The following is a 23459-nucleotide window of genomic DNA, read 5'->3' on the forward strand; positions in this document are numbered from 1 at the left end:
CACTCGCACCGCTTGATCGGACGCTTCTGCACGGTGTCTGGCCGGAACTCTGGCCGGACACCGTGTGGGAGTCGTCTGCGGCCATGGAAACTCTTCCCGGGTACACCCGTGCCCGGAACGCACCTTGGTGAGGAAAGGCGAGGTTCATGTCCACGAACCCCAAACCCGTCCGGCGACGCCGGACTCTGACCGCTGCCGTGGCGGCGATCGGCCTGCTGTCCACGCCCTTCGCGGCGATGCCGGCAACAGCGGCCCCCACTGACGCCGGAGGTGGCACGTCTATCAATGAGGCGCTGCAGGCCGGCGCCGAATTCCAGGATGGTCGCTATTTCGTGATCCTCAAGGAGGATCCGGTGGCCACCTATCAGGGTGGTACGGACGGTTTCGCCGCCACCGCCACCAAGGCCGGTGGCCTGGACGTCGAGTCCCCCTCGGTCCAGAAATATGATCGGCACTTGACCGCTCGCCAGTTGGAAGTGGCCGCGTCCGTCTCGGATGTGGACTCCGGGGCCCGTTCCGGTGCTCGTTCCGTGTCCGTCGAGCGTCATTACACGACCGCGCTGAACGCGTTTGTCTCTGAACTCACCGCCGAGCAGGCCCGTGCCCTGGCCAAGGACGACCGTGTCCTGGGCGTCTCCGAGGTCGAACAATTCGCCCCGGATTACTCCTCGACGGAATTCCTGGACCTGCCGGGCTCGAAGGGAACCTGGGACGCTCAGTACGGAGGAGCGGAGAACGCCGGCAAGGGCACCGTCGTCGGCGTGATCGACACCGGCTACTACCCCGAGCACGAGATGCTCGCGGGCGAGCCGGTCGAGCCGCTGTCCGGGGAACCACAGGTCGGCCAGCCGTATCTGGATTCCTCCGGTGAGGTCGCCATGCTCAAGGCGGACGGCAGCACTTTCCGCGGCGATTGCCAGGAGGGACAGGACTTCTCCGGTGAGGAGTGCAACTCCAAGGTGCTGTCCGCTCAGTACTTCTCCGAGGACTTCGAGGCTTTCGTCCCCGTGGAGAACCGGGCACCCCGGGAGCGGTTGTCTCCCATCGACGTCGCCTCCCACGGCACGCACACGGCGACCACCGCTGCCGGCAATGACGGGGTGGAACAGGTCATGAACGGCGGCGCTTCCTACGGCACCGGATCAGGTGTCGCACCCGAGGCCAAGGTGTCCGTGTACAAGGTCTGCTGGGAGGACACCGACCCGGATACCGGCGGCTGCTACTCGACGGCCTCCGTGGCCGCGATCGAACAGGCCATCCTCGACGGTGTCGATGTGCTGAACTACTCGATCTCCGGCAACAACGACTCGGTGATCGACCCGGTCGCGTTGGCGTTCAAGTCCGCCGCCGAGGCCGGAATCTTCGTCTCCACCTCCGCCGGCAACTCCGGGCCGAACGCCCAGACGGTCAACCACTCCGCACCGTGGCTCACCTCGGTGGCGGCCTCCACGTTCTCGAACGAACTGTCCGGAACCGTGGAGTTCCCCGACGGCGCGAAGTTCCGTGGGGTCTCGTCGATGACCGAAGGCGTTGGCCCGGCCGACATCGTGCTCTCCAGTGAGGTCGGACTGGCCGGGAAGACGACTGAGGAGATTCAGCTGTGCGCCGTGGGTGCGCTGGATCCCGCCCTGACCGAAGGCAAGATCGTGGTCTGCGACCGCGGTGAATACGCTCGCGTGGACAAGTCGGCTGCTGTTGCTGAGGCCGGCGGCGTCGGCATGGTGCTGGTGAACATCGGTGGCGGGTCCGAGGACGCTGACCTGCACGCTGTGCCCACCGTCCACACTTCGGACGAATCCATCAAGGATCTGGTGGCCTCCACCGATCAGCAGGCCACGCTGGTGGCGGGGGACACCTCCGGACTGCCGCCGGTTCCGGTACCGCAGATCGCCGGGTTCTCCTCTCGTGGACCCTCCACCGCCGTGGAAGGCGAGATGCTCAAGCCTGACATCGCTGCGCCGGGCGTCAACGTCCTGGCCGGCGTCTCACCGCTGGATCCGATGTACCAGGGTGACTCCTTCGGGCTGATGTCCGGAACCTCGATGGCCGCCCCGAACCTGGCCGGCATGGCGGCCCTGATGGGCGCCAAGTATCCGGACTGGTCCCCGATGGCGGTCAAGTCGGCCATGATGACCTCAGCCGATGATGTCCTCACCGCCGATGGTTCGGTCGATCAGGACAATTTCGCCACCGGCGCCGGCTCTGCCGATCCGGCGGCGATGGTCGACCCGGGGCTGGTCTATGAGAACGATGCGCGCCAGTGGGACTCCCTCGTCTTGGGCGACACACGAGGCCGGGACGTCAACGTCCCCTCGATCGCCATCAATGATCTGCTCGGTTCGGCGACCGTGACGCGCACCGTCACGGCCACGGAAACCGGCACGTGGGCCGCGAGCGGTTCAGTGCCCGGCTATGAGGTATCCGCCTCACCCGCGACCGTGTCGTTGAAGGCCGGTGAATCCGCCGACGTGGAGATCACGTTGACCCGAACCGACGCTGTGGCGGATGAGTGGAGCCACGGTTCCTTCACGTGGACCCGGCCCGGGGCCACGGCCGTCACGTCACCGGTCACCGTCCGCTCGGTGGACGTCCTGGCCCCGGACGCGCTCGACGGTGAAGGAAGCAGCGGAGAAGCCACCACCGAGTTGAAGTCCGGGCTCACCGGCAACCTCGATCCAGTCATTGAGGGACTCGGCAAGGCCGAACAAGAGGCGTTCTCCAAGGTGCCGGGTCCGCTGTTCGGTGGAGATGACGCGTCCAATCACCTCACCGAGACGGTGGTCCCGGAGGGAGCCACGTCGGTGACCTGGTCGTTGTCGGCCGGTGATGACGTATCGGACTGGGATCTGTTCGTGATCGACCCGGAGGGCGCGCTCACGCAGGTGGCGACGGCGTCCGGCTCCGAGGAACTCGTGCTGACCGACCCGAAACCGGGGACGTACTCAGTGATCTCGAACCTGTACTCCTCACCTGACGGGACCGAGGTGTCCGCCACCATGGAGGCCGTGGTCCTCGAGGGGGACGCCGGTAACCTCTCCATCAGCCCAGAGCCGCTGGCCGTGGACAACGGCGAGACCGCTCCGGCCACCCTGGAGTGGGAGGGACTGACGCCCGGAACCTGGAAGGGTGCCGTGGAGTGGGCCCCGGGGACCCGCACAGCGGTTACCGTGACGGTGGCCGAGGAAGACGGTCCGGAGCCGACCGATCCGCCGGAGCCGACTGACCCGCCGGAGCCGACTGATCCGCCGGAGCCGGACGTCTGCGAGATCGAGGACTTCGCGGACAACCAGCCCGGGTCGGCGTACTACGAACCGGTCCGCTGGATGGCGTGTGGTGACATCTCCGTGGGTTACTCCTCGGACAACACGTACCGGAAGACTCAGGACGTGACCCGTGGTGAGACCACGGCGTTCCTGCACCGGTACGTGAAGCCGGAGTTCGCGGCCCCAGAGACGTCGCCGTTCTCCGACGTCAACGCCGGGGGAGCCTTCTTCACCCCGATCCTCTGGGCGGCCACGGAGGAGGTCACCGCCGGCTACGCCGACGGAACCTTCAAGCCGTCTCAGGCGGTGACCCGTGGTGAGTTCGCCGCGTTCCTGTACCGACTGGAGCAGCCGGAGTTCGACGCGCCCTCCACGAGTCCTTTCGGGGATCTGAACGTCGGTGGCGCGAACTATTCGGCCATCACCTGGTTGGCGTCCGAGGGCATCACGGTGGGTGACACTCAGGGTGACTTCAACCAGTCCACGGAGATCACCCGCGGTGAGATCTCCGCGTTCCTGCAGCGCTACCACCTGAGCACTGCAGAACCGTCCGAGGGCTAACCCCCCATACGCACTTTGCGGGCAGAACGAACCGGTTCGTTCTGCCCGCAAAGTGCGTTAAAAGTGCGTTATGCGTGGGTGGAGGCGGTGGGACGGTCGTGCTTAGCGGCCGGTGCCTCCGTAGACAATGGCCTCTTCGTCGGTGTCCAGGCCGAAGGCCTGGTGCACGGCCCGCACGGCGGTGTCCAGCATGTCCTCGCGCGTGATGATCGAGATGCGGATCTCCGAGGTGGTGATCATCTCGATGTTCACTCCGGCCTGCTTCAGTGCCTCGAAGAACGTGGCAGAGACGCCCGGGTTGGACCGCATGCCTCCGCCGATGACGGACAGCTTGCCGATGTGCGGGTTGAGGACCACATCCTCGAAACCGATGTCCTCCTGGGCCTCGCGGAAGGCCTCCATGGCCGTCTTGCCATCGGTGATGGGCAGTGTGAAGGAGATGTCCGTGCGACCGGTCTCCACTCGGGGGACGTTCTGCACAATCATGTCGATGTTCACGCCGGCCGAGGAGACCACGTTGAACACCTCCGCGGCCTTTCCTGGGAAATCCGGCACACCGTAGACGGTGACCTTGGCCTCGGAACGGTCATGGGCAACGCCGGAAACGATCGGCTGTTCCATGGGTTCGCCTTCCTCAATGGTGATGGTGTCTTCGGGATTGGGACGCACCCAGGTGCCCTCATTGTGTGAGAACGAGGAGCGCACATGCAGTGGCACGCCGAAACGACGGGCGTACTCCACGCAGCGCAGGTGCAGGATCTTGGAGCCGGCGGCGGCCATCTCCAGCATGTCTTCGGAATCGATCTCATCGATCTTCCGGGCGGAGGGCACCACGCGGGGATCGGCGGTGTAAACACCGTCGACGTCCGTGTAGATCTCGCAGACATCGGCGTTCAATGCCGCTGCCAGGGCCACGGCGGTGGTGTCCGAGCCGCCCCGGCCCATGGTCGTGATGTCTCGGGACTCCCGGCTCATGCCCTGGAAGCCGGCCACAATGGCGATGTCGCCGGCGTCGACGGCCTCTTTGACCCGGACCGGGGAGACATCGATGATGCGGGCGTCTCCGTGCAGGCTGTCCGTGAACATGCCGGCCTGTGAGCCGGTGAAGGACTGGGCGGTGGCGCCCAGGGAGTGGATGCCCATGGCCAGCAGGGACATGGAGATGCGTTCGCCGGAGGAGAGGAGCAGATCCATCTCCCGCGCGGGCGGCTCATCGTTGATCTGTTCGGAGAGATCCAGCAATTCGTCCGTGGTGTCACCCATGGCAGAGACCACGACGACGACCTGATGGCCCGCCTGTTGGGTCTCCACCACGCGGCGCGCCACGCGAAGAATGCCTTCGGCATCGGCGACGGAGGACCCGCCGTACTTCTGGACGATCAGACTCATTCAAACCTCAGAGGGGTATAGCGGTCCGTACTGGCGCACGGACGGGCAAGGGGACAGTGCTTAGTTTAAGTGGAGTGGTGCCGGCCGGTGTTTGATGTCTCGGTCACCGAGTAACGAACACCGAGTAGCGAACACCGGGTACCGGACACCGCACAGCGGGAGTCCTTCTCCGGCCACGACTTTTCCGGCCACGACGGCGTCGGACCAGTCGGCTGCATCGGACGGCGTCATTCGCGCGGCGGAGGCCCCCGGCGGCATCGGCCGTCGGGATCGGCGCAGCGTCAGACCGTCAATGGGTGCCGATTTGGCCTTCGCCCAAGACGGCGCGAAGGAATTGCTGGGTGCGCTGGTGCGTGGGCGCCGTGAACATGGTGCTCGGGGGCGCATCCTCGACGATCGAGCCGCCGTCGAACATCAGCACGCGGTCGGAGACGTCGCGGGCGAACTGCATCTCGTGGGTGACGATCAGCATGGTGATGTCCGTGGTCTCGGCGATCCGGCGCAGCACGCCGAGCACCTCGTCCACGATCTCGGGGTCCAGCGCCGAGGTGACCTCGTCCAACAGCAGGATCTCCGGATCCATGGCGAGTGCCCGGGCAATCGCCACGCGCTGCTGCTGACCACCGGACAACGACGACGGATGGGCATCGTCCTTGTCCGACAGCCCGACTTGGTGCAGTAGATCGCGGGCACGGGCGGTGGCTTCGTCCTTGGACTGGCCCAGCACATGGACGGGAGACTCGATGATGTTCTCCATCACCGTCATGTTCGGGAACAGATTGAACTGCTGGAACACCATCCCGATCCGGGTCCGGGTCTCCTTGATCTTCTTCTTCGGCAAGCGCTTGCGTTTGCCGTCCACGATCTCGTGCGTGAGCGGCTGGCCGTCGATGAGGATCATCCCGCCCGTGGCTTCCTCCAGGGTCATCACGAGGCGAAGGATGGTCGTCTTGCCCGATCCGGACGGGCCGATCAGGGTGACGCGCTCGCCCTTGTTCACATGGAAGTTCAGGTCCTTGAGGACCACGTTGGTCCCGAACCGCTTCTCCACATCACGGAATTCGATGATCGGCGGCACGGCAGAACCGCGGCCGGCGGACTCCGTGGTGGTAGCGGCGGGGTCCGGCGTGCCGGGAACGGGCGCGGCACCTGAATCAGTAGGCGTAGGCAAGTCGCTTCTCCAATCGGCGGACGAGGACGGAGGTCGGGTAGCTGGCGAGCAGGAAGATCACACCCGCCAGGGTGATGGCCTCCATGTAGCGGAAGTTGTTTCCACCGAAGATCTGGGCGGCATTGACGAGCTCGACCACACCGATCGACAGCAGGAACGGGGTGTCCTTGAACATCGAGATGGCGTAGTTGCCCAAGGCCGGGATCGTGGCGCGGAGCGCCTGGGGAATGACGACGGCGGTCCAGGTCCGGCGTCCGGACATGGACAGGGACGTTGTCGCCTCCCATTGGCCCTTCGGCACGGCATCGATGCCAGCACGGTAGACCTCTGACATATACGTCGAATAGTGGATGCCGAACACCACGATGCCGATGGTGATGGCATCGAACATCAAGAAGGAGTAGTAGGCGAACAGCAGCTGGACCACGATCGGCGTCATCCGGATGAAGCTGACGATCCACTTGACGATCCCGGAGATCGGCTGGGGAGCCAGCCGGATGATCATCGCCCAGACCAGGCCGAGCACGGCAGCGATCAAGGTGGAGACGACAGTGACCACCAGGGTCACGCGAAGGAATGCTTCGATCAGTTCGGGCAAGGCTCGGAAGGCCATGTCCCAATCCCAGAGCACACGTTGGGTGTCCATCAGATGCCACCTCCTGCCGTGGAGAGGGCGTCTTTATCCGTCGGAGTGGGCGAGAAGATCTCGCGCAACGACGGGCCCCGGCCCAAGCGGTGCTTGGCTCGGGCCTCGAGTGCGTTCATACCCAGAGTGAGCACCAGGGCCAGGATGAAATAGCCCACCAGGCCGACGCCGGCATAGGCCCAGAACGTGTCCGTGGTCCGCTTCAACTGGTCCAGGTGGAAGGTGAAGTCCTGCAAGAGGATGATGTTGACGATGGCGGTGCCCTTCAGCAGATGCACCAACAGGCTGGCCAGCGAGGGGATCATGAGCGCCCAGGCCTGCGGGAAGATGACGCGGCGCATGCGGTGGAAGGACGACATGCTCAGTGCCGTCGTGGCCTCCCACTGTCCGCTCGCGACCGACTCGATGGAGCCACGGACGACCTCGGCGGAATACGCGCCGTAGTTCAGCCCCAGGGCGAGAGTGCCCACCAGCATGCCGGGAAGCTCTATGCCGAACTGCGGAAAGACGAAGAACAGGAAGAACAGCTGGACGACCAGCGACGTGCCGCGGAAGAATTCGATGATGATCCGACCGGGGATGGCCAGGGCCTTGTTACGGGCCCCGGCCATCAGCCCGAGGATGATGGCCAAGACGATGGACAGGATCGATCCGTACACCGTGAGCTGGATCGTGATCCAGAGTCCCTGTGCCAGTAACGGCCAGGCATCGATCGTGGCCTCAATATTGTCAAGCACTGGGAATCAGCCCAGCTCCCCTGCGCACAGCTCTTCGGTGGTCAGATCCTCCGGGGGGAGGTTCTCGGCGGTGAAGCCGTATTCGCCCACCACATCGAGGTACGACTCCTCGGACTCGGTGACGCTACCGAGGGCCTCGTTGTAGGCCTCCAGCAGCTCCGTGTCGTCCTTGCGGAACACGGTGGCGCCGGCGCCGATCTGCTCGACACCGTCGATCACCTGGACGAAGGCGTCCGTGACCTCAACGCCGGCGTCCGGGTTCTCGTCGGCCATGGCGTTGAGGGAAATGGCAGTCATGGCGAAGGCATCGGCACGGCCGTTGGCCACAGTGTCCATGCCGGTCTGCGCGTCCGGCACGGACTGAGTCTCGAGGCCGAGGGACTCGGCGTACCCGGCCTCGATGCCACCGGCCAGAACGGCCAGACTGACGTCTTCACCGGCGTCCATCTTCTCCTTGACCGAGTCCAGGTCGGTCAGGCCCTTCGGATTGCCTTCGGTGACCATCAGGGCCGTGGTGTACATGATCTCCGGGTCGGAGAAAGCGGCCTGCGCACAGCGGTCCGGCAGAATCGACATGCCCGCGGAGACGGCGTCGAAGCGTCCCGCGTTCAGCCCGGGGATCAGGGAGTTCCAGTCGACCAGCTCGGCCTCGACGTTGTCGATGCCCATGTCACCGAAGATCTTCTCGTGCATCGCGATGGTGGCGCCGGCCGGTTCGCCGTCTTCCAGGTAGGAGTAGGGGACCTCGCCGGCAATGCCGACCTTGATGGTTCCTTCCTCTTCGAGGCGCTCCAGGGTGCTCTGGTCTCCGGAGGCGGTGTTGCCGCCCTCGGAGCCCGAGCCGGAATCGCCGCCGCCGCACGCGGTCAGCAGCAGGGCCGATGCGGTCAACAGGCCTGCTCCCATGAGACGGCGACGGGAGGGGCGAGTGGTGATGGCGTCCGGGGTCTTCGGGTGCTGCAGTGACGGGGTAGTCATGGCGTGCTCCTCAGCTGACCGGACCTCCCGGGCTGCCGGCGGAAGGAACCGGTGGTGCGGTTCGTGACGGTGCATTGGTGCGGTGCGTCGGGGTCCGGGCGATCGGTGGAGCGGCAACAGAACCGGCTGAAATCAGCCTGAAATGTGACCTGTGCCACCACAATCGCTGGCAACCATTTGTTGACGTTAGCAGAAGAAGAACCAGCGCACCATCAGATCGTCGGCGCGAAGAATGTCGACAATATAACGATTCGCATGGAAAGATCAGGGGTGCTCCGCATGGGAAGATCAGGGGTGCACGGAAAGGATCCACTCCATGAATGAACCTCAGGATCGCGAGAATACGCGCCGAAACGGACCGGTCACCAGGCCCCTGGTCAAGATGGTGCGCCGTCCCTCCACGGTGGATCTGATCGCCGTGGAACTGCGCAATGCGATCTACAGCGGCACCCTGGAACCCGGATCCTCCGTTCGAGAAGCCGAGGTGGCTGCGCAGTTGGGCGTGAGTCGTGGGCCGTTGCGCGAGTCGGCTCAGCGACTGGTTCAGGAGGGGCTCCTGGTGGCCAAGCCCGGCGCGGGGTTGCGGGTGGTCACCGTCGGCAAGGACCAAGTCCCCGAGCTGTACCAGGCCAGGCTGGCCCTGGAGGGTTTCGCCGTGCGTTGGGTCGCCGGTCAGGAACCGGAAGATCGCCAGCAACGCCTGGAAACGCCCAGAGAACTGTTGGCGGCTCTCGAAGATGCCGTGGCAGACGGAGGAGATGCTCGCCGGATCGGTGACGCAGACCTGGATCTGCACTACGGCCTGGTCGAGGCCACCGGCAATTTCCGGCTCATCTCCTCGGCCTCAACGCTCATCGTGCAGACCCGCATCGCTGCGTTGTCCCATCCGGACGGTTACACAGTGCGCACGGACATTCTCGACGTTCACCGGACTCTGCTGCACCAGATCTCCGAGGGCGACGGCGACGGCGCCTACCGCAGCTTGGAAGGCCACTTCGAACAGACCGTCGAACGCATGCGGGGAACCCTGTCTGATCCCTTCAGCACGGTGTCCGGGGAGGCTGACGGATCAGACTTCTCCTTCAGCCGGCTCCCGTAGCCCTGTGCCCGCAGCGGTGTGTCCGTAGCCCCCAGGCGGCAGCCTCAGCCCCGCCATCGCAGACCGTCGTGTGCGCCCGGCCCCCGTGGCCGGAGGCTGGCTAACCCGTGACGCCGCGGCGCCCTTCGAACGCACGGCCCAGTGTCACCTCGTCCGCGTATTCAAGGTCGCCCCCGACGGGCAGCCCGGAGGCCAGCCGGGTGACCTTCAAGCCCGTGGTACCCAGCATGCGTGCCAAATAGGTGGCGGTGGCCTCGCCTTCGAGGTTCGGGTCGGTGGCGAGAATGACTTCCTCGATCTGGGCGTCCTGCAGGCGAGTCAGCAGTTCCCGAATGTGCAACTGATCCGGGCCGACACCGGCAATCGGATTAATCGAGCCGCCCAGCACGTGATAGCGCCCGCGGAACGACCGTGTCCGCTCGATCGCCATGACGTCCTTGGACTCTTCGACCACACAGATCTGAGAGCCGTCCCGACGCTCATCTCGGCAGATTGAGCAGGTCTCCTGTTCGGAGACGTTGAAGCAGATGCTGCACAGCTTGACCTTGTCCTTGACCGTGCGGATGGAGTCGGCCAACCGCACCATGTCTTCGGCGTCGGCCTCCAGAATGTGGAAGGCGATGCGTTGGGCCGACTTCGGACCCACGCCGGGGAGCCGTCCGAGCTCGTCGATCAAGTCCTGGACCGCACCTTCGTACACGCTACCGACCACTTTCTGCGTCTGGGCCCGGCCTGAGAGGCCGGAAGGCATAGTTCCACGGGAATCGTCGGGAGCGGATCAGGACAAGGGGCTGCCGTCCAGCATGCGCTCTTCGATGAGTCGTGCACCGAGCAATCGCTCGACCACCGCGCGTCCGGCCATACCGGATTCCTCGATGGTGACGTCGTCATCGCTCGGAACGTCGTCGTTCCAGTCTACGGACGACCGTGATGACGGACCGTTCGCACCGCCGTGCCCTGCCGCCGAGGATCCCGACGCCGGCTCGGACCCTCGGGCGGACCCGTTCTGGCTGGGATCGGCGGCACCTCCGAGACCGGACTGTGGGGCGCCGCCCGGGCCCGGTCGGACGCCAGTGTCCTGGGTCCGGTTGTACTGCTCCATCATCTGCTGGAAGCGGCTGGCCCGCCGGAAATGCGGCGTCTCGGCCTCGGGCGCCGAAGACACATCGGTTCCCGACGACGGCTCCTCACCGGGGCGCTCCGGTGAAGGGGCCGACGCCGGTGTGGGCCGCGAGCGACTGCGTGCGTCGGTGATTCTCGCGTCCAGCTCGGCATTCAGCTCGGCTTCTGGCCGGGCGAAGGCCGGGATGCCTCCGACGCCGGGTTCGGGCCGGGGAATCACGCCCGACGGCGGTGCGGAAAGCGGAGCCTTGACGTCGTCCGGCTCATCGTCGTCCTGTCGGTCGTCGTCCGGCTGGTCGTCTGGCATGGTTCCGCCGTCGCTGCCGATTCCGTCGGGTGCGTCGCCGTCGCGCCCGTCATCGCGGGGATCGGGCTCAGGGGGGTACCAGTCGGAGACCGGAACGGAGTCTGCCTCGAAGTCTTCCGGCGGAGGGAGTGTACCCGGTCCGGTGGCCCCCTCTTCGAACGTTTCCAGCTCGGGAGCCTCGTCGGCCACCTCGTCGATGACGGGGTGGGGCTCGCCTGCACTGTCTGCGCTGGCGGCCCGATCCGTGCCGTCGGTCTCGTGGACTTCGGGGCGAACGTCGAGGTGTTCCGGTCGGGAGGCCGCCGGCGTGGGGCGGCCCTCAGCTTTTGGGCTGGAACCACCCGCCGGCGCGGACCCCCCGGTGATGAGGTCGAGCCGTGGTCGGATCCCGAGGACCGCGTGGACTGCCTCGGCGATGATCTGATCTCCGCCGCGGCGCTGGACGGTGTCGCGAGGGCCGTCACCGGAGAAGCCGATGGTCAGCAGTTCGCCGTCGAACCCGGTGACCGAGGCATTCTGTGAGACCAGCATCCAGACCAGCCGCGAGTTCTCTTCGAGGTAGGTCAAGATCTCTGGCCACGCCCGGCGGATCATGTCCACCTGGGAGCTGGAGCGGCTGGGTGTCGAATCGCCGCGGTTGGCCGGCTCAGGTTCGCGAGGTTCGCGAAGTTCGTGGGGCTCGCGAGGTTCGTCAGGTTCGTGAGGCTCCTGGGGTGCGGCGGACGCTGGAGCCGACGTCTGCTCAGGCTGAGGGGCAGACCACGGCTGCTCGGGCCGAGGCGGTGGCGTGGACTGCTCGTCAGTCGTTCCACCATTCTGAGGCTGCTGAGCATCCTCGCCATTTTCAGCCTGTTCCCGCTTCATCGCGGCCCGGGCCAGGGCGGCGCCGGAGAGGCCCGCCGAGGTGTCGGAAGGGCCCGCCGAGGTGTTGGAGGGGCCGGCCGAGGTGCTGGAGGGACTCGCCGAGGAGCCGGAGGGATCAGTGGCGTCACCCGGAGATTCCGGGGTCCCACCGTAGGAGAGCCGCCGCTCGATCCGGTCGAGTCTGGCCGCCAGACCGCGTTCGGTGGCGTCCGTGGTGGGCAGCATGAGCCGTGCCATGAGGAGTTCGAGGTGCAGCCGCGGGCTCGTGGCCCCGACCATCTCCGTCAGCGCCTGGTTGGTGATGTCTGCGGCCCGGGAGATCTCGCCAGGACCGAGTTGCCCCGATTGGGTCTCCAACCGGCGGATCTGGTCTTCCGGCATGCCGTGCAGCACGGCGGAGGCCGACTCGGGCATGGCCTTGGTGATGATGAGGTCCCGGAAGCGCTCCAGCAGGTCCTCGACGAAGCGGCGAGGGTCCTGACCGGACTGCACCACTCGGTCGACCACGCGGAAGACGGTTTGGGAATCGGAGGCGGCCACCGCATCCACCACGTCGTCCAGCAGGGCGTCCGGGGTGTATCCAAGAAGGTTCACGGCCAGGTCGTAGCTGATCGAGCCCTCGGCGGCCCCGGCCATCAGTTGATCGAGCACGGACAGAGTGTCTCGGACGGATCCGCCACCGGAACGGATGACCAGAGAGAGCACCCCCGGCTCCACGCGGATGCCCTCTTGCGTGCACAGCCGTTCGAGGTAGTCCATCAACGGCTCCGGGGGCACCAGCCGGAACGGGTAGTGGTGGGTCCGGGACCGAATGGTGCCGATCACCTTGTCCGGCTCCGTGGTGGCGAAGATGAACATGATGTGCGGCGGCGGTTCTTCGACGATCTTCAGCAGGGCGTTGAAGCCGGCCGAGGTGACCATGTGGGCCTCGTCGATGATGAAGATCTTGTAGCGGTCCCGCACCGGGGCGAAGGTCGCGCGCTCACGCAGGTCGCGGGCATCGTCCACGCCACCGTGCGAGGCGGCGTCGATCTCGATGACATCCAGCGAACCGGAGCCACCCGTGGCCAGCTCTTGGCAGGACGAGCAGACACCGCAGGGGTTCGGAGTCGGGCCCTCCGCGCAGTTCAGGCAACGCGCCAGAACGCGGGCCGAGGTGGTCTTGCCGCAGCCGCGCGGACCGGAGAACAGGTAGGCGTGGTTGACCCGGTCCTTGGACAGGGCGGTCATTAGCGGCACGGTGACGTGCTCCTGGCCGATGATGTCCTCGAAGGAGTCGGGCCGGTAGCGGCGGTACAGAGCGGTAGTCACCCTTGGAACCCTAGCCGTTCCCGAGGTCCTGCGCAGAGTCGGTGAGCACCTGTGGAGGAGTCCACGGGGAGCCCGGAATGCGGTGTGGATCGAAGGACGCCAAGGCCTGCTCCAACGGACCTGGAGGCAGGCCCAGCGAGTCCAGCAGCAGGTCTCGGACGCGCGCCGGTGACCGGCCGCCGTCGGGAAGCCCTGGCGAGCCGTCCGGCAGGGCGAGCACGTCCTGGAGCGTGACGGCGCCGTCGCGCTTGGCCAGCCGTTGGCCGGCCCGGTTCAGGACCAGAGGAACGTGGATGTACTCGGTCTCCGGGAGCGTCTGCCCGGTATACCGTGACAGCAACCGCGCCAACCAGTCTTGTCGCGGTGCGGAGGAGAGCAGGTCATGTCCACGAACCACCTGGTCGATGCCCTGGGCCACGTCGTCCACGACGACCGCCAGGTTGTACGCGAAGGCACCGTCATTGCGACGCAACACGAAGTCGTCGACGGCGGCCGTCACCTCACCGGCCAGCTCGTCCGTGACGCTGTGGGACGGCGCCGTGCCATCGGGCAGTCCTGCGGCGCGGGCGGCGTTGATCCGCAGGGCCGCAGGCCGTTCCCGACGGCGGCGCCGGCGGTCGGATTCGGAGAGGTTCCGGCAGGTGCCCGGATAGGTGCCCGGAGGCAGGACGATCGTGTTCTGGGGCGCCACGTCGGCCAGGTGTGGAGCGCTCGCGGCCTCGGCGATGTCCTTGCGCGAGCAGTAGCACTCGTAGACGAGGTCTTCGCGGATCAGCGTGTTCAGCGCAGCTTCGTAGTGGGGGAGGCGTTCGGACTGCCGGACCGGGGGCGCATCCCAGCTCACGCCAATGGCCTGGAGATCGGCACGCTGTTCGGCTTCGGAGCCGGAGCGCACCCGGTCCAGATCTTCGATTCGCAGCAGAAAGGCCCGGTCGGTTTGGCGGGCACACAACCACGCCACCATCGCCGTGCGGAGATTGCCCAGATGCAATGTGCCAGTGGGGCTGGGAGCATAGCGGCCAGCGGGCACGGGACCTCCGGACGGATGACACGGCGGGGAGAGTGAAGACCCCCCACGCACCTGCCAGAGCCCGCCTACCCTTGCTACCTTCCGGTCCTGGGGGAGTTCAACAGGATGACACCACGTGAGGGGCCGTCGTCCATGATAACAGTCGGGCCGAACGCATGCCGAGTCGAGCGGGGCGCGCCACTGTGCCCGGAGTCCGCCCTACTTCTAGGCTGGAGACATGACGCCGCAAGAGAACTGGGCTGCCGTGGATGACTACCTCGTCTCCACCGCCATCCGCCCCCCTGCAGAGTTTGACGCCGCCCGCCGAGCCTCCCACGAGGCTGGACTGCCGCCCATTGAAGTGCCGGCGGGCCAGGGGAAGTTCATGGCGCTGGTGGCGGAACTGGCGGGTGCGCGGTCCGTTTTGGAGTTCGGCACACTCGGTGGGTATTCGACGATGTGGTTCGCCACCGCCGTCGGGCCCCAGGGAAAGGTCACCACGCTGGAGTTCGCGCGTGAGCACGCGGAGGTGGCCCGGCGGAATCTGGAGTCTGCCGGTGTGGGCGATCGCGTGGAGATTCGCACTGGCGCGGCCCTGGACTCCGTCCAGCAGCTCATCGACGAGGGAGCCGGACCGTACGATCTCGTCTTCATCGACGCGGACAAGGCCAACAATGCCGCCTATCTGAAGGCCGCGCTGGCCCTGTCCAGACCGGGCACCGTGATCATCGGCGACAACGTGGTGCGCGATGGCCGGGTGATGGACGAGTCCGGCAATGATCCGGATATCGCCGGCATCCGTGCGTACCTGGAGTTCCAGGGGGAAGAGCAGCGGCTGGATGGCACGGTGCTGCAGACGGTCAGCGGCAAGGGATGGGACGGGTTCGCGCTCGCCATTGTTCGGTCGGCCGAGGATGCTCACTGACGCGATCCTGATTCGATTCGTCCTCGCGGCGCGGTGTCGGGTAAGGTGGAACCTGCTCTCGCGTCGATTTCCTTCGAGGACCGGCATGGGAGCGCCAAGGAGGATTCGCCTAGCGGCCTATGGCGCACGCCTGGAACGCGTGTTGGGTTAACGCCCTCGGGGGTTCAAATCCCCCATCCTCCGCCAAATTCTGTGGGTCGGGACATCGTTGATCGGTGTCCCGACCCACGTCGTTAACGGTGGTTTTCGCGCGATTCGCACCGATCCTGATGAGACGCAGTCATTTTCACTGCGAGCGGTCAGGATCCGTGCGAAAAGCGCACCGTCCGGCGGCCGCGGCCACACGTGGCTCAGCGAGAGACGCTCAGGCCGGCTCGTTCTCCAGCAGGGGCGCCAGCCGTTCCCGCGCCTCGCCGATCGTGATCAGGTCCGCGGGGTCGGCGACCTCAATCTGGGCGGCTCCCCAGTCCTGGTAGACGTTCTCGCCGATGAGCAAGGCGTCGCGGGTGTAGTGCCAGATGAAGGCCACGGGCACGCGAGCCCGGTGCAATGTGTCCGAGTCCTCGACGTCGTAGCCGATGTTGGCCAACTCCGATCCGGGCAGGTAGACGTCGAACTTCGATTCGGCGGCGAAGCCCCAGTCGGCGACGGCGATCTTCTCGTCGATCGGTCCGAACAGCATCGGATCCATCTCGGCCAGTCCACTGTAGAGACCGCGAACGGCGTCCATACCCTCGTAGACCTCGGTGCGGTTGTGGTACATGATCCGGTAGGACGGTTCAGCGACCGTCATCGCGGGCGAGAGGATCTCTTGCCATAGCCCCGAGACTTCCAGGAGACCGTGCCGGCGATAATTCTTCAGGATCGCCCGGTGATGCGGGTCGGTGGTCGCCGCCAGGGCCTCATCGACGCCTTTGGTCATGTCCCGAATGTCGAACTTCTCCACGGTGCCTCTTCCGGTCGAACGGGTTCCTGCCGTTGTCGGGCTCAGGCTTTCACACCCGACTACTTCCGGGCCAGCTCCGGATGGAACTTCTGTGTGACCTTCGGATGGGCGCGGACGAAGCCCTTGAGCATGTTGGATCCGAAGGACGCCAGCATCGGATTGGTCGGGTCGTCGGAGACACCGCGGGCCTCTGCCGCCAGGTCCTCGGGCAGGGTGACCGGGTCGATGACGGCATCCAAGCGCGGGGAGTAGAAGAACGGCACGGCGTAACGATCCACGCCCTCGTCGGGGGCGATGACGCGATGAATGGTCGCCATCAGGTAGCCGTTGGTGGCCACCTCGAGCATCTCGCCGAGATTCACCACGAGAGCACCGTGGATCGGTTCCACCGGCAGCCAGTCGTCCTGGCCGTAGGGGCGCACCTCCAGGCCTCCGATCATGTCCTGCAGCAACAGGGTGATGAAGCCGTAGTCGGCGTGCAATCCCACACCCTGAGAGCCGGCTTCCTTCACGCCGCCGACGTAGTGGGCGAGCTTGGCCATCCAGGCGCGGTCGCCCGTGAACGGCTCAGCGAAGTGGTTCTCGTCCAGTCCGATGGACACGCACAGGGCCTTGAGCAGGTCCTCGCCGACGCGGTCCATCAACGCGGCCCAGTTCATGGCGGTCTCTTCGAGTTCGGGCATGTCCGCCGGCCACTGATTCGGACCCTGCAGATGCCAGTACTCCTCGCCGGGGCGGATCTGCTCGGCCGGCACGGGGGCCCGTTCGGGCGAGAAGTCGATCTGCTCCCGCGCATCCGGGTTGCCTTGGGTGCGCTCGGCGCCCACGGACGAATAGCCGCGGTAGTGAGGTGAGTTCTGGTTGTGCAGTCGCAGCTTCTCTTCATGTGGACGGGCGAAGAACTCGGCCGTCACTCGGAACAGCTCATCGACCTGACCATCGGCGGCGCCGTAGTTGACGATCTGGAAGAAGCCGACGTGATGTGCCGCGTAGCGCAGCCGCTCCAGGAACTCGGGGGCGAAGGAACCGTCCGCGGCGCGCATGCCGGACAGATCCAGAACCGGAATATCCAGCGGTGCCTCGGCCGGGGTGGAGTCGTCAGAGAACGCAGAAATCATGACACCAGTCAACGACGGCGGCCCCCCGTGGGATCCCCACGTTGCCTTGGACTACCTCCGGTGACGAGATTTCGTCACACACTGGCATTTCGCCGGCGGAAGGAGTCTAATACCCACTCCAGCAGCGCCTGACCGGTCACCTCATGCTGGCCGTCTGGCGGTCCGAAGCCCTCTGCCGACAGTTGCTGGCTCGTCAGCACCGGGTAGGGCGTGTCCGGCACCCCATCGGTAGGCCGTGCGTCCACGTGCGTCACGGTCGCCCCATGTCCGTGCAGCCAGTCGGCCATGGCGTAGTCGGATCTCGAGTCGCCGCAGGTGTACCACCTCACCGGCAGCTCTCCGTTGGCGCCCACGAGCTGCCAGGAACGCTCCGCGCCGAGGTCCTTGCCACTGGTGCGATGTTCCACATCCATGGCGATGATGGTGGGGTCCACCGTGAAATCACGGTGAGCTCCCGTCTCGGTCAGGATCGCCTCCACTCGGTCCTGATACGAGCGTTGGTCCTGCCGATAGCGTTCCTCCGCCTCGCCGACGTTCATCTCTGCAGAGAACATCGCCACCTTGGTCTCATCGTGGAACATTGTCTCCTGGTAGTCGCGGACCACCTCGCGCAGGCGTGCTGCGAGCTCCTCGGGGACCTTCATGGCCTCGTCCACCGTCACCCATCCCGGCACCGTCTGCTCGGGCGTGACGGACGGCAGGTCGCCGTCGGGAAGTCCGGAAAAGGAAAAACGCACAGCGCCCTTCTCGCAGACGGCGTGGAAAGGGGCCCCTGACGTCAGCCCGGCGGCCCGCAGGGGAACGGCCAGCTGCTGGAGGACGAAGTCGGCGGACCGGCCGGTGTTGAAGACCACCGGGATGCCGAGCGCGGCGAGATCGACCAGGGCGGCGATGACGCCCGCGGGCACGCGACGGGTTTCGGGCGAGGCCAGAGGACCATCGACGTCGAGGAGGAAGCCGACCGGAGGGAGCGTGCGCATGCTCCCAGACTAAGGGCGCGCAAGAACCTGAGGGGCATGCTCGTTCGCCTAGTCTGTAGCAAAGAGTCCGCTCGCGCCGAAGGGGGTCGCCGTGACCAACCCTCCAGAAGTGTCCCCGCGCCGTCAGCGGTCGGAGCGTTCAGCCAGCTCGCGGCTTCCGGTCGATGCCGACCCGCGCAGAGAGCCCGACGGCCGGCGGATCTTCACCGAAGACGACCTCGAGGGATATTTCGCCGCCGTTGATCCCCGGATCCTGGCCCGCGACCGACGGCGTCGGCACCGCCGACAGGCCATCGTCCTGGTGGTTATCGCGGTCTTGCTGGCTGGGGTGACCGTGACGGCGTATCAGGTCCTCCGCGGCGCGTGGAGTATCCCCGGATGGGAGGCGGCTCCACCGGACGAGGAGCTGTTGTGTCCTGCCGGTGAGTTCAGCTACTCGAAGTCGTCGCCGGTATTGGTCTACAACGGCACCACGATCGGCGGGCTGGCTGGGGACGTGGCCAACGATCTGGAATCGCGACGATTCCAGATCGACGGCGTCGGCAACAAGGGATTCACCACCTCCAACATGGTCGCCGTCATCATGTCCGGTCCCCAGGGGCGGGACACCGCGTTCACCATCCAGCGCAACATCGAAGGCTCGTACTACCGACCGGACGCCCGCGAGGACAACACCGTGGACGTCATCCTGGGCACCAAGTACTCCGGACTGTTGCCGGTGGATCGGGTGTCCACCAACTCGGGGCCCTTGGACTGCCAGCGCCTGGAGACTGAGGCTCCCACCGGGGTCCAGGGCTGAGGAGCAGGCGAAGACAGGGTCAGCGCGCCCAGCGTCGTCGCGCCCACCTTTTCCCCCGTCCGGCGAGCCGGCGCAAGGTCGACGGTCCGGCGTCGTTCTCCTGAGGGTTCGGAACGGCCCGGGACGGGACCGGCTCCGTCAGTCCGGCTCGGGCCAAGGGGAGGAAGGTCATCAGGGTTCCGGCGTCCCCACGGGCATGTGACAGCGGACCGCCGGCGGCCAGAGCGGCGCGGGCACGTTCTGCGGTCGGGGTGAACCACTCCGAGAACCCGAGGTCCTGTGCGACCCGGAATCCGTCCTCGAGTAGGGCGGTGACCTGCTGATGCACCTTCTGCGGAGACCCCTCGGGAGTGTGTGACAGTCCCGCGTCGAGCCGGCCGCGCGCCATGGTCTCGAACACCGCGGGCGGGCCGTTCACGACGTCGGCCGGGGCACCGAAGGTCCGGACCGCGTGCCGTTCGGAGGGGTCCAGCGGGCCGCCCGCGGCGACCAGCACGGCCTGGATGGTCTCCGGTGCAATCGCCTTGGCCGGACTGTCGTAGCGATGGGCTGCCAGCTCGGGGCTCAGCACGGAAGCCAGGGCTGCCGTGAGCGTGGAGCCGCCTCCTCGGGTCCATACGGGACCGATCTCCGGCGGAGCGGACGCGGGCGAACCGGCCGGCGCATGAGCCAGGGACACCAGTTGGCGTTGCATCAACGGCCGGGGACCGAGCATGTTCTGGACGGCGAACCGGCCACCGTGGATCGAGTTCCGAATCGCCACATAGTGCCATTCAGTGGCATGCGGGCGGTCCTCGGGATCGAGGCCGAGTTGACGCAGTATCGCTGCGCTTTCACGGGCCACAGCGGTCCCCATGGCGGGGTCGTTCGCGGCGATCTCAGCTTTCAGATCGGGAATTGAACGCCAGCCGAAGGCACCCTTGTGGACGCCCGCGCCATGGCCGCTGACGGTGAAGAAACCGTTGCCGCCGACCCGGAACGAGGGCAGCGCCAATTGGTGGTTCAGGCCCAGAGAGCCCAGAAGCCACACGGACAGTGGCGAGGCGTACTTCTCCAACACCGGCCGCGGTGCCGGCCGGCCACCGGCGCCGACCGGGAAGCCGAATCGCTCGGAGAGGGAGGCCACGACGTCGGCATCGGCCTGGTTGGCCTTGCCCAGGTTGGTGGTGTTGTACACGGTCACGTCAGAGTCCGGGTCGGCCATCAAGGTGGCCGCGAGCACGAGACGGGAATCGACCCCGCCGGACAGCGCCAGCCTGACGGAGGTGCCCTCGGTGGCAGCCCAAGCCGAGGCGAGGGACGCCGTGCGAACGGCGGCCCGGCGGACCTCGGTTCCCCAGGAGGTGCCGGGTGGAGCGAACAGTTCCGGCCACGGTGTCTGATGAGGTCGCGGCTCGGAGACCGTCGTGGAGTGGAACAGCACCTCCAGGCGAGCGCCTGGAGGAAGCATGCGGATCTCGTGGCACAGCGTGGTGGCTGAGAGCGGGTGGTTGGCCATGGCGTTGGGCCAGGACGAGGCCAGAGCGGCCGAGGTGTCCACGGTGAGGGGAAGTCCCAGCGCCGATCGAAGATCCACCAACAGGGACCACGAATCGGACATCGCCACGAGCCCCTGACCGGAGGTGTACAGCAACGGCAGCTGACGGAAGAAGTCGGTGGTCGCCCGGAATCCGCGGTGGTCGACGTCGATCAGCAGGTGGCACCCGTCCCACTCAGACACCCCGAGGTGCGGGTCGGTGTGGCGCAGAGCGGACAGGCCCGAAGCGGCGAAGACCAGTGTGGTCGCCTCGGGGTCCTGCGCGAAGCCGCGGAACAGCGTGACGCCGGCCTCGGGCAGGACCATGCCAGGCGAGGCACCGCCCTGTTCGGGGTGGTGCAGCCGCGGGCTCTCCTGGGTCACCACATCCTCTTGCGCGGCCCGAGCCACGTGATGCCATCGGTATCCCGCCGACGGCAGGTCGATCACCAGATGGTCCGCCTTCGCCGTCTCACCCAGCCACGCGGCGAATCGGTCCTCCAAGTGGTCGGGCAGCACCACGGAGAGATAGGTCGACATCAGCGGTCTCCCGGCGTCCGGTCGATGACGCGGCGGGCGACGCGCCGAGCCAGCCGAGCGGCGCGCCGAGCCAGTCGAGCGGCGCGTCTCACCATCGGCGGAACTGCCGATGACTTCGGTGACTGCGCCGGCGTCGGGCCCGGTGTTGGTTCCGGCTGCTGTGCCGGCTGTGGAGAGACGGGAACGCGCGGCGGGACCGGCCCGTCGAGGTCGGCGTCCTCCAACGGCAGGAAGGTCATCAATCGGCCGAACGATCCGCGTTGGTGAGCCAGCGGGACCTTCTCCTGCAGCGCGGCGGCCGCGTGCTCGGCCAGCGGGCCGTACCACTCGCCCAGTCCGGCCTGGGCGGCAATCGCGCCACCGTGGGCCACCAGTGGAGCGATGCTGCCGCGCTGTGGATCCACCGTCTGGCCCCAGGTGCGTGAGAGGGACTGGATGGTCTCCGCGGCTCCATGGTCCACGTCGGCGGGGATGCCGTACGTGGCCACCGTGGTCAGCTCGTCATCGGAGATCGGTCCGCCGACCTCCTCGAGAATGGACTGCAGGGTGGCCGGGTCCACGTTCTTCTCCGCATTGTCATACGGAATGGTCGTCAAGGACGGTTCGAGCAGGGCGGTCAGCACGGTGGAGATCGAGGTGTTGAGCCGGGGGGCGTTGGAGTCCGGACGCTTGCGCAGGGACTCCGGCACAGCGCGCGGAGAGTCGGCGGGAACGTGGGCCAACCGTGCGAGTTCGCGCTGCATCAGGGGAGGGGTGCCGAAGTAGGTGGACAGGGTGAATCGCCCGCCATGCAGGGAGTTCCGCAATCCGATGTAGTGCCATTCGCTGGAGTCTCCTCCGGCGGGATCCACTCCCACGGACCGCAAAAAGTCCATGCCGCGTTCCCCGGCCACGGTCCCGACCCCTGCGTCCCACGAGACCAGATCCTCGGCCACACGGGTGAACGGGCGCCACCCGTAGGTTCCCTTGAACAGCCCGGCGCCGTGACCGGTCAGGGTGAAATGACCGGGCGTGCCCACGCGGCGGCTGGGCAGGTGGACGCGGTCGTGCAATCCGAGGGAGCCGGTCATCCAGACGAGGAAGTCGTTGCGGTACTTGTGGAGTTGAGGTTCGGGTGCCACGGGGTTGTTCCCGAGTCGCATTCCGACGGTGCGGGCGATGTCCCGGACCACCTCGAAGTCCTGGGCCGTGGCAGCCGCGGGGGCCGCCGTCGTCATGGTGGTGACGTGCTGCCCGGGATCGGCGCGCCGGGCGGCAGCCAGGACGGCGCGCGAATCCGCGCCGCCGGACATGGAAAGACGGAGGGACCCTCCAGGGAGCTGGGCCCAGGTCCGCAGGACGGAGGCCATGCTCGTCGCCCCGGTTCGCACGATCTCCGCCCAGGATCCGCTCGGCTCGGAGAAGATCTCCGGAAACGGTGCTTGCCGCAGAACAGGATCCCCGGCGCCCTCCAGTGTGAATGGACTGAAAACCTGGGATCCGAGGGTGGCCAGTTGCACCTGGCTGCAGGCGGTGCCCCGGTCCAGCGGGTGCTCGGTGATGGCTCGTTCCGTGGCCATGGCACACACCGTGGCGGTGTTGATGCTCACGGGCAGCCCCAGCGCGGTTCTCAGCCGCACCAACAGCTGCCACGAATCGGACAGGGCGACGATGCCGGAGCCGGCTGTGTACAGCAGGGGAAGCATCCGGAAAAAGTCGGTGTGCGCCGTCAGTCCATGGCGGTCCCAGGACACCGCCAGATGCGCGCCGTCCCACTCGTGGCCCGGCTGGCCGCGCAGCAATCCGGAGTCGGTCCCCCAGACGGTCTTCGGTTGGCGGACGGCGAGTTCGGAGGCACCGGCTCCACCGAACACGAGAGCGTCCCCGGCCGGAGCCTGCGCATAACCGCGAAAGAGGCCGCCGGTCCCAGGCTCGACGCCGGTCAGCAGGTCTGCGTGCGCTGACCGCGCCACGTGATGCAGTCGTGCAGGGCTCCCCGGCAGGTCCCGCACGAGGTGCTCAGTACCGGACTCAGGCAGATGAGGAGCGAGCCACGTCTCGAAACGCTCCTCCAGGTCCCGCGGGACCACTGCGGTCAGATACGTCGTCATAGGAACATGGTTCCACAGGGAGCCACACTGTGGTCCTTGCTCTCGCCCGGATCGACGGGGCTCGACGGGCTGCCCCGAACCTGCGGAC

At 66.6% G+C, this 23459-nt stretch carries 17 protein-coding genes, 1 tRNA gene and 1 other RNA gene; 5 read left to right on the forward strand and 14 right to left on the reverse strand.

What is annotated here, in order from left to right; genetic code table 11:
* Positions 1-146 precede the first annotated feature (146 nt).
* The gene (locus ACFQQD_RS05355) at positions 147-3824 is read left to right on the forward strand and encodes a S8 family serine peptidase (protein WP_378086996.1); all 3678 of its coding nucleotides are present in this window, start codon (positions 147-149) and stop codon (positions 3822-3824) included.
* 102 nt (positions 3825-3926) lie between these two features.
* Here the strand turns inward: ACFQQD_RS05355 and ACFQQD_RS05360 are convergent, their stop codons facing one another.
* The 5 genes from ACFQQD_RS05360 to ehuB all read right to left on the reverse strand — a co-directional run bounded on the left by ACFQQD_RS05360 (position 3927) and on the right by ehuB (position 8745).
* Positions 3927-5213, reverse strand: a complete 1287-nt coding sequence (locus tag ACFQQD_RS05360) for an aspartate kinase (protein ID WP_378086998.1) — start codon at positions 5211-5213, stop codon at positions 3927-3929.
* Positions 5214-5502: 289 nt separating this feature from the next.
* Positions 5503-6291 (reverse strand): amino acid ABC transporter ATP-binding protein, encoded by a 789-nt coding sequence (locus tag ACFQQD_RS05365; protein WP_378087528.1) that lies wholly within the window; start codon positions 6289-6291, stop codon positions 5503-5505.
* 76 nt (positions 6292-6367) lie between these two features.
* A complete protein-coding gene (ehuD, locus tag ACFQQD_RS05370) occupies positions 6368-7030 on the reverse strand; it encodes an ectoine/hydroxyectoine ABC transporter permease subunit EhuD (RefSeq protein ID WP_378087000.1) in 663 nt (220 codons plus the stop codon).
* Complete coding sequence (locus ACFQQD_RS05375; RefSeq protein ID WP_378087002.1) at positions 7030-7767, reverse strand: amino acid ABC transporter permease; 738 nt, start codon at positions 7765-7767, stop codon at positions 7030-7032. Before ACFQQD_RS05375 ends, ehuD begins: the two co-directional genes overlap by 1 nt.
* 6 nt (positions 7768-7773) lie before the next feature.
* Positions 7774-8745, reverse strand: a complete 972-nt coding sequence (ehuB, locus tag ACFQQD_RS05380) for an ectoine/hydroxyectoine ABC transporter substrate-binding protein EhuB (RefSeq protein ID WP_378087004.1) — start codon at positions 8743-8745, stop codon at positions 7774-7776.
* Positions 8746-9061: 316 nt separating this feature from the next.
* Here ehuB and ACFQQD_RS05385 point away from each other — a divergent pair, with 316 nt between their 5' ends.
* A complete protein-coding gene (locus tag ACFQQD_RS05385; protein WP_378087006.1) occupies positions 9062-9844 on the forward strand; it encodes a GntR family transcriptional regulator in 783 nt (260 codons plus the stop codon).
* Between the two features lie 100 nt (positions 9845-9944).
* On the opposite strand, the gene recR is transcribed toward ACFQQD_RS05385, so the two are convergent.
* The 4 genes from recR to ffs form a co-directional block, all read right to left on the reverse strand.
* A complete protein-coding gene (recR, locus tag ACFQQD_RS05390; protein ID WP_378087530.1) occupies positions 9945-10544 on the reverse strand; it encodes a recombination mediator RecR in 600 nt (199 codons plus the stop codon).
* Between the two features lie 78 nt (positions 10545-10622).
* On the reverse strand, positions 10623-13448 hold the full coding sequence (locus tag ACFQQD_RS05395; RefSeq protein ID WP_378087009.1) for a DNA polymerase III subunit gamma and tau: 2826 nt from the start codon (positions 13446-13448) through the stop codon (positions 10623-10625).
* Between the two features lie 10 nt (positions 13449-13458).
* A complete protein-coding gene (gluQRS, locus tag ACFQQD_RS05400) occupies positions 13459-14478 on the reverse strand; it encodes a tRNA glutamyl-Q(34) synthetase GluQRS (RefSeq protein ID WP_378087011.1) in 1020 nt (339 codons plus the stop codon).
* 31 nt (positions 14479-14509) lie between these two features.
* Positions 14510-14606: signal recognition particle sRNA small type (gene ffs / locus ACFQQD_RS05405), an RNA gene on the reverse strand.
* An 89-nt stretch (positions 14607-14695) separates the two neighbouring features.
* Between ffs and ACFQQD_RS05410 the strand changes: the two genes are divergently transcribed.
* A complete protein-coding gene (locus ACFQQD_RS05410; protein WP_378087013.1) occupies positions 14696-15382 on the forward strand; it encodes an O-methyltransferase in 687 nt (228 codons plus the stop codon).
* Positions 15383-15480: 98 nt separating this feature from the next.
* Positions 15481-15568: transfer RNA gene (locus tag ACFQQD_RS05415), tRNA-Ser, on the forward strand.
* A gap of 178 nt (positions 15569-15746) precedes the next feature.
* On the opposite strand, the gene ACFQQD_RS05420 is transcribed toward ACFQQD_RS05415, so the two are convergent.
* The 3 genes from ACFQQD_RS05420 to ACFQQD_RS05430 all read right to left on the reverse strand — a co-directional run bounded on the left by ACFQQD_RS05420 (position 15747) and on the right by ACFQQD_RS05430 (position 18426).
* Positions 15747-16328 carry a hypothetical protein gene (locus ACFQQD_RS05420; RefSeq protein ID WP_378087015.1) on the reverse strand — a complete coding sequence of 194 codons (582 nt, stop codon included), beginning with the start codon at positions 16326-16328 and terminating at the stop codon, positions 15747-15749.
* Positions 16329-16387: 59 nt separating this feature from the next.
* A complete protein-coding gene (locus tag ACFQQD_RS05425; protein ID WP_378087017.1) occupies positions 16388-17446 on the reverse strand; it encodes an isopenicillin N synthase family dioxygenase in 1059 nt (352 codons plus the stop codon).
* Positions 17447-17520: 74 nt separating this feature from the next.
* Complete coding sequence (locus ACFQQD_RS05430; protein ID WP_378087019.1) at positions 17521-18426, reverse strand: haloacid dehalogenase; 906 nt, start codon at positions 18424-18426, stop codon at positions 17521-17523.
* Between the two features lie 91 nt (positions 18427-18517).
* On the opposite strand from ACFQQD_RS05430, the gene ACFQQD_RS05435 reads away from it, so the two are divergent.
* Positions 18518-19225: a LytR C-terminal domain-containing protein gene (locus ACFQQD_RS05435; protein ID WP_378087021.1), complete on the forward strand. Its 708-nt coding sequence runs from the start codon at positions 18518-18520 to the stop codon at positions 19223-19225.
* Between the two features lie 19 nt (positions 19226-19244).
* Here the strand turns inward: ACFQQD_RS05435 and ACFQQD_RS05440 are convergent, their stop codons facing one another.
* Both ACFQQD_RS05440 and ACFQQD_RS05445 read right to left on the reverse strand, forming a co-directional pair.
* Entirely contained in the window at positions 19245-21281 is a 2037-nt protein-coding gene (locus tag ACFQQD_RS05440) for a hypothetical protein (protein ID WP_378087024.1), read from the reverse strand.
* Positions 21281-23371 carry a hypothetical protein gene (locus ACFQQD_RS05445; RefSeq protein ID WP_378087026.1) on the reverse strand — a complete coding sequence of 697 codons (2091 nt, stop codon included), beginning with the start codon at positions 23369-23371 and terminating at the stop codon, positions 21281-21283. Before ACFQQD_RS05445 ends, ACFQQD_RS05440 begins: the two co-directional genes overlap by 1 nt.
* Positions 23372-23459 lie beyond the last annotated feature (88 nt).

Origin of the sequence: Citricoccus sp. GCM10030269 (assembly GCF_042665635.1) — a bacterium.
Classification (GTDB): Bacteria; Actinomycetota; Actinomycetes; order Actinomycetales; family Micrococcaceae; genus Citricoccus.